Source organism: Martinezella rhizogenes, assembly GCF_027460065.1.
Classification (GTDB): Bacteria; Pseudomonadota; Alphaproteobacteria; order Rhizobiales; family Rhizobiaceae; genus Agrobacterium; species Agrobacterium rhizogenes_C.
On sequence record NZ_JAPYZZ010000003.1, the window covers coordinates 1 to 14,209 of the forward strand.

The 14,209-nt window shown below is 57.5% G+C and carries 13 protein-coding genes and 3 pseudogenes; 4 read left to right on the plus strand and 12 right to left on the minus strand.

What is annotated here, in order from left to right; genetic code table 11:
• The 3 genes from mctS to O8B93_RS06595 all read right to left on the minus strand — a co-directional run.
• Positions 1 to 1,238, minus strand: a 1,238-nt coding sequence (mctS, locus tag O8B93_RS06585) for a two-component system sensor histidine kinase MctS (protein WP_269709037.1), incomplete at its 3' end; no start/stop codon positions are given.
• A gap of 369 nt (positions 1,239 to 1,607) precedes the next feature.
• Positions 1,608 to 2,177 (minus strand): peroxiredoxin, encoded by a 570-nt coding sequence (locus O8B93_RS06590; RefSeq protein ID WP_269709038.1) that lies wholly within the window; start codon positions 2,175 to 2,177, stop codon positions 1,608 to 1,610.
• A gap of 131 nt (positions 2,178 to 2,308) precedes the next feature.
• Positions 2,309 to 2,917: a hypothetical protein gene (locus tag O8B93_RS06595; protein WP_269709039.1), complete on the minus strand. Its 609-nt coding sequence runs from the start codon at positions 2,915 to 2,917 to the stop codon at positions 2,309 to 2,311.
• 107 nt (positions 2,918 to 3,024) lie between these two features.
• Here O8B93_RS06595 and O8B93_RS06600 point away from each other — a divergent pair.
• Positions 3,025 to 3,513, plus strand: a pseudogene (locus O8B93_RS06600) (transposase); the annotation flags it as partial.
• Between the two features lie 67 nt (positions 3,514 to 3,580).
• Here O8B93_RS06600 and O8B93_RS06605 read toward each other — a convergent pair.
• The 4 genes and pseudogenes from O8B93_RS06605 to O8B93_RS06620 all read right to left on the minus strand — a co-directional run.
• Positions 3,581 to 4,444: pseudogene (locus O8B93_RS06605) on the minus strand (transposase); the annotation flags it as partial.
• 236 nt (positions 4,445 to 4,680) lie between these two features.
• Entirely contained in the window at positions 4,681 to 5,352 is a 672-nt protein-coding gene (locus O8B93_RS06610; protein ID WP_269709040.1) for a hypothetical protein, read from the minus strand.
• A gap of 287 nt (positions 5,353 to 5,639) precedes the next feature.
• Positions 5,640 to 5,993 carry a cupin domain-containing protein gene (locus tag O8B93_RS06615; RefSeq protein ID WP_269709041.1) on the minus strand — a complete coding sequence of 118 codons (354 nt, stop codon included), beginning with the start codon at positions 5,991 to 5,993 and terminating at the stop codon, positions 5,640 to 5,642.
• Between the two features lie 115 nt (positions 5,994 to 6,108).
• Positions 6,109 to 6,495: pseudogene (locus O8B93_RS06620) on the minus strand (DDE-type integrase/transposase/recombinase); the annotation flags it as partial.
• An 83-nt stretch (positions 6,496 to 6,578) separates the two neighbouring features.
• Here O8B93_RS06620 and O8B93_RS06625 point away from each other — a divergent pair.
• Genes O8B93_RS06625 through O8B93_RS06635 form a run of 3 tightly spaced genes read left to right on the plus strand, consistent with a single transcriptional unit; the run spans position 6,579 to position 9,419 of the window.
• Entirely contained in the window at positions 6,579 to 7,433 is an 855-nt protein-coding gene (locus O8B93_RS06625; protein ID WP_269709042.1) for an NAD-dependent epimerase/dehydratase family protein, read from the plus strand.
• Positions 7,411 to 8,715, plus strand: a complete 1,305-nt coding sequence (locus tag O8B93_RS06630) for an alpha-hydroxy acid oxidase (RefSeq protein WP_269709043.1) — start codon at positions 7,411 to 7,413, stop codon at positions 8,713 to 8,715. Before O8B93_RS06625 ends, O8B93_RS06630 begins: the two co-directional genes overlap by 23 nt.
• A 2-nt stretch (positions 8,716 to 8,717) precedes the next feature.
• Positions 8,718 to 9,419 (plus strand): molybdate ABC transporter substrate-binding protein, encoded by a 702-nt coding sequence (locus O8B93_RS06635; protein ID WP_269709044.1) that lies wholly within the window; start codon positions 8,718 to 8,720, stop codon positions 9,417 to 9,419.
• 49 nt (positions 9,420 to 9,468) lie between these two features.
• Here the strand turns inward: O8B93_RS06635 and otnC are convergent, their stop codons facing one another.
• The 5 genes from otnC to O8B93_RS06660 all read right to left on the minus strand — a co-directional run bounded on the left by otnC (position 9,469) and on the right by O8B93_RS06660 (position 14,208).
• Positions 9,469 to 10,113, minus strand: coding sequence for a 3-oxo-tetronate 4-phosphate decarboxylase (gene otnC, locus O8B93_RS06640; protein WP_269709045.1), 645 nt, complete (start codon positions 10,111 to 10,113; stop codon positions 9,469 to 9,471).
• Positions 10,110 to 11,381 (minus strand): 3-oxo-tetronate kinase, encoded by a 1,272-nt coding sequence (otnK, locus tag O8B93_RS06645; RefSeq protein ID WP_269709047.1) that lies wholly within the window; start codon positions 11,379 to 11,381, stop codon positions 10,110 to 10,112. The genes otnC and otnK overlap by 4 nt, the downstream gene beginning before the upstream one ends.
• Positions 11,382 to 11,384: 3 nt before the next feature.
• Entirely contained in the window at positions 11,385 to 12,068 is a 684-nt protein-coding gene (locus tag O8B93_RS06650) for an arylsulfatase (RefSeq protein ID WP_269709048.1), read from the minus strand.
• Positions 12,069 to 12,205: 137 nt separating this feature from the next.
• Positions 12,206 to 13,345, minus strand: a complete 1,140-nt coding sequence (locus O8B93_RS06655; protein ID WP_269709050.1) for an ABC transporter ATP-binding protein — start codon at positions 13,343 to 13,345, stop codon at positions 12,206 to 12,208.
• Positions 13,346 to 13,347: 2 nt separating this feature from the next.
• The gene (locus tag O8B93_RS06660; protein WP_269709052.1) at positions 13,348 to 14,208 is read right to left on the minus strand and encodes a phosphosulfolactate synthase; all 861 of its coding nucleotides are present in this window, start codon (positions 14,206 to 14,208) and stop codon (positions 13,348 to 13,350) included.
• Position 14,209: the final 1 nt, after the last annotated feature.

A 14,209-nucleotide genomic window follows, 5' to 3' on the forward strand; every position in this document is an offset into this window, starting at 1 on the left:
GCCGGCATTTCGTTCTCTGTACGGGTGGCCGGAAATCCACGGCCATTGTCGCTGACGACCATCTGCACCCGCTCATCCCGGCTGGAGAACCTGATGGTGACCCGCGTTGCATCCGAATGACGCTCGATATTGGTGAGCGCCTCTTGTGCGACACGATAAAGCGCGACACGGGCCTCCGGAACAAGCATGTGCTTGAAGGCCACCGATTCCAGCGTCGCCGCAATACCGGTGCGTTCGGAAAAGCTTGAGATCAGCGCTTCCAAAGCTGCAGTCAGTCCCAGGTCGTCAAGAACGCGGGGACGCAGGTCGTGCGAGATACGACGGACCTCCTTGATCGCCTCGGTCAATGCCGACGCGCCTTTGCCGATCGCCTCCACCGCGCCGACATTATCCGGCGTCACCTTGCGCCGCGCGAGATCAATTGCAAAACGCACGCCGACGAGATTTTGAGAAATGCCGTCATGCAGTTCCCGGGCAATGCGCAGGCGTTCCTCTTCCTGGGTATCGATGACCCTCTGCATCAGTTCCTTCAGCCGCCCGTCCGCCAGCCTCTGCTGGCGCAGATTGAGCAGCATGCAGGTGGCAAACACCAGGAGAACGGCGGGGACTGCAAACAGCGCCACGATCAGGAAATTCCAGGTGATGGAGTGGCGCAATTCTTCCTTGGCCGCCGCGGTCGCCGCAAAAACGTCATCCAGATAGACGCCTGTCCCGATCATCCAGCGCCACTTGTCGAGGCCGGCCGCAAACGAAAGCTTATCGGCCATCTTCCGGGTTGAAGGTTTCTCCCACTTGTACTGGACAAGTCCTCCCCCTTCTTTTGCTTTGAGGATCAGGTCGTAGATAACCCGGTTGCCATCGGGGTCATAGAGATCAAGCCAGTTATTGCCCGGACGGAAATTTTGCCGCGGATGAACGACGTTCAACCCGTCATAGTCATAGACGAAGAAATAACCGTCCGTGCCATAATCAAGGTCCATCAGAATACGCTTGACCTCTTCCTTCGCGGCTTCGTCATCAGGTCCGGCCTTGTCATAAACCGAACGGATGGCGGAAAGGGCAAGATTGGTGAGGTTGAGGAGCTCCGCCTCCTTTGCGGCAAGCATGTTTCGTTCGAAAGCGTCGATGCTGGTGCGCGCCAACGTCATTGACTGCCAGGTAATGAGCGCCGTGATGATGATAATGGCAAGAACAAGGGGGCCGATGGCCAATGCAAGGATCTGATTCCTGAGTCTCATGTGGCCCTCCGTCACATTCGCTCTTACTTATCCTCAATTGACAACACTTCGCACGTCAAGTCGAGCGCGTAAAAGCGTATACTGAGCGAGTTGACCTGAGATTGACCACTCAACCTTGGCGTAGTGGGCAGTCGGAGCATCCTCGACTTCGAGGAGAGTGACCGCTTTGAGGGGCTGAAAATATCGGAGCATTAACGAATAATATAAAGCGCAAGGTTGCGTTGGCGTCAGTGCAAATGACGGCCGCCGCTCTTGAAAGGATCCGAACCTTAGGACCCGCAGAGCGACAGCAATGCTGGCATTGATTTTCTTCTCATTCAAGCACAAGAACAGCTCTCGAAAGAGGTCTGCTTTGGCCCAAATCGGTCATCAACCCATTCTGGAAATGCAGTTGGCCTTCATCCAGCCGATCACTGCATCTGCATTCTTTTCTGGCGGATGTACGGGATAGAAGACGTGTTTAATAACACCTGCTTCGATGATCATCGTCAGCCTTTTTAACAAGGTCATGCCCCCGGCTTGGAACATTGGTAAGCTGAGGGCCGACGCGAGGAGGAGCGAGTGATCGGAGAGAAGCGGGAACGGGAGGTGAAGCCGTTCCGCAGCCTCTCGTTGGTATTCAGTTGTCTGTGTCGAGAGGCCAAATAAATGGCTCGCGCCTAGCACCTTTAATTCTGCGAAATGATCCCGGAACGCGCAGGATTGCGGCGTACATCCTCTCGCGCCAGGAATTGCATCCCACCCGTCAATAGCTTTGCCTCCGGGCGTGCTTGTCCGAGGATAAGCGTAGACTACAGAGAGGCCGGGACTGCACAGGTCCACGGTGGTCCCATCCGTAGCCTGCAAAGCAATGCTTGGCACTTCCATCCCAAGCAGATGCGTAGCCGCTCCATCGTCTTGGGAGACCAATTCGGCCTCGTCGTTCCCGAATTCACTCATTGGTGTCTCGTTTTTTCGTTACACACGCCCTCAGCAGCCGCTGACGCTAGACAATTATCGGGCCACTGCAATGTCTTCTGTCGGCGGATACCGTTGAAAAACTCTGGCGAGCGGCTGTGGTGATCGGATTGCTATTCGTCAAACTCTACGTGACCGCCTTCGATAACTACATGACGGCCTTGAATCTCGACAAAGCGCCAATCCTCACCAAGTGAACCATCCGGGAAAATCTGCAGGCGGTAACCGCCTGACAGCGACACGTCAGCCCCGCCATAGTTGTCTGTGTTGACAGCTATGACGAAGAGTTGCTTTGTGGCGTTCACGAAGGATTTTGTCTCCGCGTCGTAGCCTTTCAGCAGAGATGCAATTTTGATGAGTTGTAGGTTTCCCGATTTGGGGTCGCCATCGTTTGCCTCCGTTCCTTCGGTCGGCCCGACGAACCGATCTGATGTCCCTGTCACTATCGTCTTCTCATCAACGAAGCGCCACGGGCATTGAACATGTAGTGCGTACGAACCGACAGTTCCTCGGCCCGAAGGGTGCGGCACAACCTTTCCAAAATGGAAAACCTTCATGTCCGCAGCATTGCGGGCAATGCTCAGCGGCAACCCTACGAGTACCTGAAGGCAGGTTTGTAAGCGGGTTCGATTATTGTTCTCGGACATCAAAACGAAACTCGATTGAATCAGGAATTTATCGGGCTTTTGCAGAGCATTACACAGGATAACGTTGAAATCCATCGACCGCACAATTCGAACCTGCGTTCGATCAATGGTCGGAAGATTGTCATTGCTGGCGCACTAATGTCGTGATTCAATCCGCCTATTGATTTGCGGAGGATTGAGCGATGATGGGATGTCAGGCAGCTCCGGCGCAGCTCTTCTATGACTTCTGTCTTGATGATCATGTCCCCGCCGACCACCTGTTACGCGGAATTGACCGCCATCTCGAACTCGGTAGCGTTCGAGAGCAGTTGAGGCCTTTCTACAGTAGCACTGGCCGTCCATCGGTCGATCCGGAGTTGATGATGCGGATGCTGATCATCGGCTACTCCATGGGAATCCGCTCGGAGCGGCGGCTGTGTGAAGAGGTCCATCTCAACCTCGCCTATCGCTGGTCCTGTCGTCTCGGACTGGATGGTAAGGTACCCGATCACTCCAGCTTCTCGAAGAACCGCCATGGCCGGTTCAGGCAGAGCGACATCCTGCGACACATGTTCGAAACGGTGGTGGAGTGCTGCCTCGAACAGGGGTTGGTCGGCGCGGAAGGATTTGCCGTCGATGCCAGCCTGATCGCGGCGGACGCCAACAAGCAACGGTCGGTGCCGGGTTCGGAATGGGAGGCAAAAGAGGATGCAGGCCGTTGCCCCACGCCTCAGCGCAGGGTTTCAATCTATGCCGCCTTCATGCGGCAATGATGCCATATGGCGGCCGCTGCGGCCGGAGTTTTGCCAACCTCCTTAGGTTTTGTGCGGTTGCAGCAAGCAGGAATTCGTCTCGGGCACCACACGGCCCTCGAAGCCTGAGACGCGCCATCCGTAGTATGCGCTTGAGATGTGCGAAGAGCATCTCAACCTTCTTTCTGCGATGCCGCGACAGTTCATATTCTGGTGTGGCCGCAATCGCTCTGGCGACGTCACGCGCATCCTCGTTGAGATCGCGCGGCACTTTGCGCATCGGCGTGTTCGGGCAACAACGCTGCTTCAGGTCACAGACATCACAGTCCTCTTTGCTGGCACGATAAATCCGTGTTCCTTCGGCCGTGATCCCCGATCTCGGCGTATTGTAAGTGCGGTGAAACTGCTTCAGTTCGTTCCCGGCTGGACAGATGTATCGCTCGTTCTCGGCTTCCCAAGTGAAGTCCGAACGTGAGAAGGTCCCATCCGTCCGGTTCGACTTGTCAAAGACCGGAATGTGCGGCGCGATCTTCTTCTCCTTGACTAGCCATGCCAAGTTGTCGGCGGAACCGTAAGCGCTGTCAGCAGCCAGGTAGTCTGGCCTCAAGCCGAAGCGGTTCTCGGTCCTGTCGAGCATTGTGCGGGATGCTCCGACTTCCGCTTGGCGGATCGCACGCGTCGCCTCCACATCGACAATGACACCGTGATCAGTATCGATCAGGTAATTGGTGGCGTAGGCGAAGAAGGCATGGTCTTTGTGGGCACCAGTCCATTGGGCGGCCGGATCAGACGTGGAGATGAACTTCGGTGTAACTGGCGACGCAGCACCGAAAGCGGCATCATCGAGAACGGCCAGATACTCGTGTACCGAAAACGCATCGCCACTCAGCCCGGAAGACCGAAAAGGGCGGACACGCGCCCAATGCATCGAGTTTTTCAACGAAATCGGCCCAAACCGGTCATTCGGGAGTGGTTCACTCTTGTCTGCGATGGGGTGATTGGCGGCCGGTCAGCTTCAGGGGCTGAACGGGCAAAAGGCGACGTTGCGTGTGCCAGCCAAGCCGCGATGCGCTGGGTTCCCGAGAGTAACGATGGAGGGCTAGTGCGTCACCGCTGGTCAAGATCGACATGGCTCTTGTAGACGGCACCTTCCCGATATCTCATCGGAAGTTCGGCCGCGGGCAGATTGCGCGCCTCGAACGGTTTCCCGCTGGACCAGGGGAGCGCGTTCAACGCCACGCCGAACCCTGTGCTGAAAAGCCACGGCGCGAGCTTCGTAAGGGGCTTCTTCCACGCGATTGCAAGAATACCGAGCGGCAACTTCACGACTAAGAATAGGATGAGGACGAGCGGGGCGACGAAGAGGGTCAGCACCATCGGAATCGCCGTTTCCAACATGGGATCGCCGCCGTATCGCAAGCGGAGCGGTGGGTTCCGTGCGGCCGCAAATGGAATCAGTTCTTCCATGAAGCGAACGTAGTCGGCGGACCGATCGACGCCCGTTTCTCCGAGCCAATCGAGCGAAGAGATTTCCCTTGACACGAAACGCGTCCTTAGACGCGCGCTATAGACTGGAAAGCCAGTGGTGCCGACCCCACTCGTGACGTGGAGGTGCAGGAATCGAAGCGACGTCCACGTCACGAGGCTAACGGACCGCCCTCGCGTCACCGAGAGGCCCCGGTCCTCGATGACGTAGACCATCTCGACCTTTTGCGGGGTATCGCGATACCTCGGGATCTTCGCAGTGAAGCGGTAGTTGGGAAGATCGTCCGTCTGCAATCAAGCCCTCCACTACGGTCCGCCAGTCGAAATGCTGCCTATCCCGCGATAGGATTCGATATCTGATTTACACGCAACTTGTTCTGCTGGGAATGACTGCTTGCGGCGGATCAGAGATCAGCCGCTATCTTCGCCTTTGGGCTCGAGAGCAGACCGACTTGAACGCTTCAAGGACGTCCGAAATTGGCGCGAAGCAGCCGATCAAGCATGAAGGCTCTCGGCCCAAAAGCCGCCGTACGTTACGTCCGAGTGAAAAGACTGCAATGGATGTTGAAATCAGCGGATGGCTACTCCAAGTCTTCTTGAGCAAATTCATCGGTAACATGAATATCGGTCATCTCAAGACGGCCAGGACCCATGTTTACATATTTGTGCGGTAAGTTGGCCGGCCCGAACACGATCTGCCCCTCCCTAACGTCCAACTGCTGCTCCCCAATGGTAAAAAGCGCTCGTCCTTGCCGCACTATAAATACTTCATCATAAGGATGTTTGTGTAGCTTGGGGCCGCGGCCGATTTCGTCCGTGGTGTAAAACATGACCGAGACGTTTGCGCCAAATACGCTCCCTTCAAATTCGCCTTGCCATACGCTCTCTTTTTCGGCCCATTGAGCGCGTTCGAGGAGCACTGCTTTCTTTTGCATTGAGATTCCTCTCTTAGTCAGGCCAGCCGTTCGAGCCCAGACTAAACATCACACATGCAGCAGTGCAAATGTCGGTATGAACCGCGCCGAGATTGCCGGAGGTGTTTGGTTTAGGTTATGCGGCCATGGCTGGTTGGTCCAGCATGGCGTAATACTGCTCCTCGGCTTCGGCTGGCGGGATATTGCCGATAGGCTCCAGAAGCCGTCGATGGTTGAACCAATCCACCTATTCGAGGGTGGCGAACTCCACCGCCTCGAAGCTGCGCCATGGTCCTAGTCGATGGATGACCTCGGCCTTGTAAAGACCGTTGATCGTTTCGGCGAGAGCATTGTCGTAACTGTCGCCGACGCTTCCGACGGAAGGCTCGATGCCTGCCTCGGCCAGCCGCTCCGAATACTTGATCGACACGTATTGAGCGCCCCTGTCCGAGTGGTGAATCAGGCCGCCGCCATGAACGGGACGCCGCTCATGAAGCGCCTGTTCCAAAGCATCGAGGACGAACCCGGCACCGCTGCCTTGACGTAGCAAATTGAAAGAGCTATATCGAGTAAACGCTTACTCAAATAGCTAACGAAGGTCGTATCATGCCTGATCCAGGACGGATTGCCACCGGAACTCCAACGGAGAGCAGCAAACACAGTGTCTTGATTACAGGCGCGGCGGGGAAGATCGGAAGTGTGCTTCGGCATGCGCTTCTTCCGCATTGCCGCCTTCTCAGAAGCAGCGACATCGTCGGAATCCAGCCTTTAACGCGACAGGAAGAATCTTGGCCCCTAGACGTCCAGAATCTCGCCGACACAAAGCAGGCGATGAAGGGCATAGACACCGTATTCCATTTCGGTGGCCTGTCGATGGAAGATACATGGGACGCGATACGCGACGTCAATATAAATGGCACCTACAACGTGTACGAAGCGGCCCGCTGCGCAGGTGTTCGCAGAATAGTGTTCGCAAGCTCGAACCATGTTGTCGGCTTTCGCCAGAGAGATCAGGTGACCGGCCCGGATGTGCCGATGAGGCCGGATTCGCGCTATGGCGTCAGCAAGGTTTTCGGCGAGGCGATCGGGCTTCTGTTCGCAGATAAATATGGAATAGAGACGATCAGCCTCAGAATAGGGCAGTTCAGACCGAGGCCGACCAATAAAAGAATGCTGAGCCTATGGCTGAGCGAGAGAGACATGGCCGATCTTGCGGTTCGTTGTCTATTCGCGACTGATATCAGGTACGAGATCGTGTACGGCGTTTCCGGAAACGACAGGAGCTGGTACTCCAATCCCGGAGCGGGAAGGATCGGTTTCTTTCCGAAAGACAACGCGGAGACTTATTTTCCAACGCTGTCACCCGAAGATATGCAGGAAAACCATATTGAGGCCCGGTTTCAAGGTGGCCCGTTTTGCTTGGACGAGATGGTCGCGAATGGAGAACGGCAACGTGGCTAAGTTTGAATCTGTCGAAGAAGATCACGGATCCCCCCAGACGCGCGGGCATCTGTCCGAAAATCCGGCGACCCAGGAAGATTCGAGACGGCCGCCCCCCCTCCCCGCCCCGCAAACCAAAGTTCCGCGAAACCTCAGACAGGCGCTGTCTCTCGACGATTTCGAGAAAATGGCATTCCGTTACTTGCCGAGCATGATCAATGGCTATATCGCCGGCAACGTTGAGACCGGCGCGGCGCACCTTTCTTCGGTAAACGCTTACCGAAACTACTCATTTATCCCGCGCTTACTGCTCGATGTATCGCAATGCGATCAAAGCATCAATCTGTTCGGCCGGCGCTACGAAGTGCCATTTGGCATCGCACCTATTGGAGGCGCCGCGATTGCTGCTTACAAGGGGGATGTGGTCCTCGCTATGGGAGCCGCGCGCACCGGGCAGCCGATGATCATGAGCGCGTCCTCCTTGATCCCGCTCGAGGAAGTCCGCCGCGCCTATCCCGAAGCTTGGTTCCAGGCGTATCTCGCGGGAGATCTGGCCAGAATTTCGGCTATGATCGAGCGTGTGGCCACTGCCGGCTTCGAAACGCTGGTGATCACCGTAGATACGCCGGTCCCCGGAAATCGGGAAAACAATGTCAGGAGCGGATATAGCATGCCGGTTCGGGTTACCCCCCGTGTCGCACTCGACTCCCTGTTTCATCCCCGCTGGCTGCTGCAAACCCTGGTAAGAACCTTCCTTTCCCGCGGGATGCTGCATTTCGAGAACATGGAGGCCGAGCGCGGCCCACCTATGTTCTCTCGAACGCCCGGGCGTAACTTCGATGCCCGCGATCGCCTGAGCTGGGAACATATCGTATTCATCCGGAATATCTGGCCGGGAAATCTGGTGATCAAGGGTCTTCTCGCGATCAATGACGTTCAGCGAGCTCGGGATGCGGGTGCCGATGGCGTCATACTCTCCAACCATGGTGGACGCCAGCTCGATCATGCGGTTTCGCCACTTCGCATGTTGCCACTCATTCGCGATGCCGTTCCCGGGTTTCCCTTGATGATCGATGGTGGAATCCGGCGTGGCACCGATGTGCTGAAGGCAATCGCGCTAGGCGCGGCCGCCGTCTTCGTCGGCCGCCCCTATATTTTCGCCGCCTCAGTCGCCGGCACGGCAGGGGTCCAGCACGCTTCCAGCCTATTGCGCGACGAAATCCGACGCGACATGGCTCTCCTGGGCGTCTGCAACCTCCAGGAGCTCTCATTGAATCACATTATCGCTAACAACCGAGGATGACCATGGACAACCCCATTCGACTGCTTTCGGCGATTGCCCTGCAAGGCGCGCTCGAAACAACCGTTCTGCCCGCTTTTACACGCCAGACCGGACGAAGTGTGGAAGCTGAGTGGGCTCCGACCACCATCATCGTCGATCGGGTGACCGGGGGGGCGCAACCGGACGCCATCATCGTAACGGACGGAGCGGTGAGAGATCTGCACGATAAGGGAATAGCCGATAGTACGACTGCCGCCAGGCTTTGTACCGCCGTGCTTGGCGTGGCGATCCCCGAAGCGTCGACGCCGCCCGATATATCCTCGCTCGGCGGCTTCTGCAGCGCTCTCGTCAAGGCGCGCTCCGTCTGTTTTTCCAGGGCAGGAGCGAGCGGCATCTATTTCCGAAATCTCATTGAAGAGCTAGGAATCGGACAGCCAATCTTGGAGAAAGCCACGATCATACCGTCGGGCTTCACGGCGGAAAAGCTGATCACGGGAGAGGCGGATCTCGCCATCCAGCAGATAAGCGAGCTTTGCGTCGTGAAGGGCGTAAAGATCGTTGGGCAGTTTCCGGCGGAGGTTCAGCAGAAAACGCCTTTCAGTGCCGTAAGCCTGCGCAGTTGCGGCAACCCGCAGGATGCCCGACTTCTGATCTCGTTCCTCGCCAATGCAATGGCAAGAAATGCCTATGGCGATGCGGGCTTGCTTACCCACGACCGAGCATGACCCCAAGCAGGATATTTTCCGTCAGCCGTTCCCGCACGCCACGCCGCTGTCAGCGCAGGCGATCACCGAATACGACTTGCAGCTCTTCAACGTGCTCCGCGGTCAGCACCCGCTTCTTCATGTTACGCAAAATCAGATTCAGCTTTGCCGCCTCTTCCAGTTCCTCCGCGGCGAAGACAGCCGACAGGAGGTCCGTTCCCGCGACCACAGAACCGTGATTGGACAGTAACACTGCGTTGAAGCGCCCTCGAAGATTTCGAATCTGTTCTTCGAGACGAGGGTCACCGGGGCGAAAATATTCAAGAAGTTTCACACACCCAAAGCGCATTACGGCATATGGCGTGAGCGGCGGAAGGGCATTGCGATCATCGACATCCGCCAAACACGACCACGCCGTTGCAAATGACGAATGGAGATGGACGACGGCGCGAGTACCGGGTCGCGTCTCATAGAACGCACGATGAAGCCCCAGCTCTTTCGACGGAGGATTTCCTGAAACCAGCCTCCATTCGCGATCAAGCTTGCTGATCTCGGCCGGCGCGAGCGATCCAAGACTGGAATTGGTGGGCGTGATCAGCACGCCATCATCCACGGCCCCACTGATGTTCCCGGCCGATCCGGCCGCCAATCCCCGATCGAACAGGGATTTCCCCAGCTTGACGATCTGCTCTCGGAGCTCCGCTTCAGTCTTCATCGTCCCGCAAGCCTTTCCTGCGCCCGCTCGAAAAAGTCGATCGAGCCAAAGTTACCCGATTTTAAGGCGAGCCCGACAGGCGTTTGTGCAGAGGACGTCAGAACCGGCACCCCCGGCTCGATCTCCGGACCGATTTCAAGATGTCCGAGGCGCAATGCCGACACGACGGCGCCGGAAGTCTCACCGCCCGCAACCACCAGTCGCCGCACACCCGCGTCGACCAGCCTGACCGCTGTTTCCGCAAACAGCCGATCCAGCGCGTTGGACACGGTGTCGCGTCCGTATGCCTGTTGAACCGCCCGTACCGTCTCTGGCGTCTGGGACGAATACGCTAGGGGCGTCTGTCCTTGATGACGAAGAAGGAAATCGGCGACGTGGTCCGCCGTCGTTTGGCCCTCGATGACGGAAGCCACGTCGATCGCGATGGCCGGATGACGCTCGCTGTAATGCTTGACCTGCTCCTGCGTTCTGATCGAGCAGCTGCCAGCCAGAACGGCACCGGCACCGTCAACGTCGGGCATCGCCGGCGCTCGGCCGCTCGCAAGGCCGCGGGAGATGAAATTGGAAGGCAGCCCCAAGGCGATACCCGAGCCACCGGTGATCAACCGCCGTCCCCTGACGGACCGTCCGATCGCCAGCAGATCGTCGTCGTCGATCGCATCGACGATGCACAGCACCTGCCCTTCGGCCGCCGCCGCATCCAGCCCTTCCACTATGGCCGCATCCCCGCGTCGAACCGTGCCGATACCGAGATGTCCGACCTCCGATTGCGTCTGGTTCTTCAGCCAACGGCGGATGTCGGGATCCGTCATTGGGTTCAATGGATGGTTCTCCATTCCCGACTGGTGCAAGAGCCGGTCATGGACAAAAAGGTGTCCCTGGTAAACCGTTCTGCCGACCGCAGGAAGTGCCGGGCAGGCAACAACCCCCTTCTCGCCAAGTTCCTGTGCGAGCATTTCGCTGACCGGCCCGATATTTCCTTCGGGCGTGGAATCGAACGTCGAGCAATATTTGTAGACGATTTGCTCGCATCCCTGCAGTGTCAGCCAGGCAAGCGCCCTTCTAGCTTGTTCGATTGCATCCGGCACAGGAACGGAACGGATTTTCAACGAAACGACGCCGGCCTCCACGTCTTCTCCGGCATCATCCGCCGGTATGCCCAGGTACTGAACGGTTCTCAGACCGCCATTGATACCGAAACCTCTTGCCAGGGTGATGGCGATATCGCTCGCCCCCGTAAAATCATCTGCAATCACGCCGATCAGCATCGCTCAGTTTTCCAGTTCGCTTGGGTTGGCGTCTGCCGACAGAAGCGTTTTCAGCTTCTCGACAGCAGCATCGGGACTGGACAGAACAGGTATGCACGTGACAGCTTTTACCGCCTCCATGGCCTGGGCAGTGGAGAAATGCGCAAGCACGATCGCGTCAAAGGAGGTGAGAGTGGAAGCCGCGGCCGCAACCAAGCGATTGTGAACCTCAATATCCCCGCTGCGGACCGCCTCGATCGCGCCTTGAACGAAGAAGCTCTCGAGCTTCGATTTGGATTTCATGCGAACCGCAACCTCGCGGAACTCTTCCTCCATGCCCGATAGGGAGGGCTCGAAGGTGTACAGCATCGCAACTCTCGCACCGAGCTCAATCGCTTTTTCAAACATCGCTTCATTGGGCTTGAGAACGGGAACCGGGACTTCTGTGGCTGCCCTTTCGATTGCGGCACCGAAGGCTGAGCATGTGAACAGGATGGCGCGGCTGCCTGTTCCGCTTGCATATTTCGCGAGTGAAGCCACCCGGCCGTAAAGATCGTCCGTGAGCACCGTATGCCGAGCCCTGTCAACGGAAAGACTGTCGTCCAGCAAATTTACTAGCTCGACAGATGGCCAGCCGGCGGCGAACGCCCGCTTGATCGGCTCGACTGCGATCGGTGTCGCGTGAATAAGTGCGATTCTTGTGGTCATCTCGTGTCCTGTTGCTGGACGACGACCGCCAGGAGGGAGCGGCCGTCGCAGGTCAGGTCTGCTGCCGTCGCGAGACCTGACGGTCTATGTCGCTTCTGACAGAAGCAGCCTTCGCGTTTCGTGCCCGGGAGCACCGGCTAGATCGCGGCGTGTGTCGCGGGATCGAAGAAATGCAGCTTCGAGGGGTCGAGCGCGATATCAATCGTCTCGTTGGCGTGAACGTTGCTGCGAGGGCCGAAACGCGCCGCCGAATGCCCGGCTCCCTTCACCTCAAGCATGTCCGGATCTCCGCTATCAACGTACTTCGCATCCGTGGTGAAGTGAACGATACACTCGGCGCCCAATTCCTCCGTCATCAGCGTTTGAGCGCGGAATGTCGGCAATGGCAAAAGCGCCAACTTCGGGTCATGCAGATCCTCCGGCCGGATGCCGATGACGACATCCTTATTGTTGTAGCGGGAGAGTGCCGGACGGCTCTCGAACTCCGGCTCCGGCAAGGAGATACGCTGCGTTCCGAACTGCAGCTGGCGATCGGACAGGTGCCCTGCCATCAGGTTCATCGACGGAGATCCGATGAACCCTGCAACAAATGCGTTTTTCGGGTTGTCATAGAGGTTCTTGGGCGTGTCAACCTGTTGCAGTACCCCGTCTTTGAGCACTGCGACCCGGTCACCCATGGTCATCGCCTCGGTCTGGTCGTGGGTCACATAGACCGTGGTGACCCCGATCTCGCGCTGCAGGCGACATATCTCGGCTCTCATGTAGACTCGCAGCTTTGCATCTAGGTTTGACAGAGGCTCATCCATCAGGAAGGCTGCAGGTTGGCGAACGATCGCCCGCCCCATTGCGACGCGCTGCCGCTGGCCGCCGGACAACTGCCCCGGCTTGCGGTCGAGTTGAGCCTCGAGATCCAGAATACGCGCAACAGCCTGCACGCGCTGCGCGATCTCCCGCTTCGGGACCTTCGCAAGCTGCATCGAAAAGGCGATGTTGTCGAAAACACTCAGATGCGGATAGAGCGCGTAGTTCTGGAAGACCATTGCGATATTGCGATCCTTGGCGTCGACATCAACGATGCTTCTGCCGCCGATCCTGATATCCCCGGAGTCGATATCCTCCAGACCGGCAATCGTGCGCAGTGCGGTGGATTTTCCGCAGCCGGAGGGTCCTACCAAGATCAGTATCTCTCCATCGCTGATCTGGAGGGAGAGGTCTTTGATGGCGTGATAGCCGTTCTGGTAAAGCTTGTTCACCTTTTCAAGGACGATATCTGCCATGATCATACCCCGTAAATCTTGCGGCGCTGCGCCAGGAGTTCGCCCGGACGCTCGCCGTTTCTGAGTGCCTCGACATACAAGGCTTGGCTCGGCATTACGTTGCTGACATTGCAGTTCGGCCCGAACATATCGAAATAGGCGATGAGATCGTCCAGCCAGCGCTGTGGCGCCTCTTTCGGCGAAGTGATCTCGAAAATGATCTTGTCCAGCCCCAGCCTGTCCACGACCTTGCCAAGCTCTCCACGGGCGTTATCGCCCTGAATCTCGATCTCCTCGTGATCGATCAGGAGGGTGAAGGCACCGTGTTCGAGGAACGGTATAGCACCTTCGACGATCTGCTCGGCCGTTGACGGAACGTCCTTGGCACCCTTCCGCCAGTTTCTTTCAGGGTGATGCTCGTAGATGATACGCATGCCGTGATCGATCGCGATCTGGCGCCACGATTTCCAGGTCTCGTCGGAGACGTCTCCAAAGGTGTTCATGAATTCGATGACGCGGAAGCCCAGTTCAGCGCCCGCGGCGATCGCGTCCTCGACCCGCCCCAACCGAAATGCGCGCACGAAGTAGCTGTGGTCCAGATAGGGCTCCACTTCAAATCGCTGATACAGCGCGATTTTCTCCTTCAGCCAGTTTGACGGGTGCCATAGCACCTGCGGCGTCGCGACCTTGACGTAATCCAGTCCGGGCGCAGCCACCTGCAGGAAGTCTTCAAGCTCCAGCAAGCCCATTCGCTCGACGTACCAGGGCGCTTCGTCAAACCCCACATCCTTGAGCCAAGTCTGGCCCACCCCACGAGGCTTCGGCGCCGGCTTGTTGCGCGTGAATACCTTGTCGATCGTCATTACTGCGGCCGTGTCATTCATG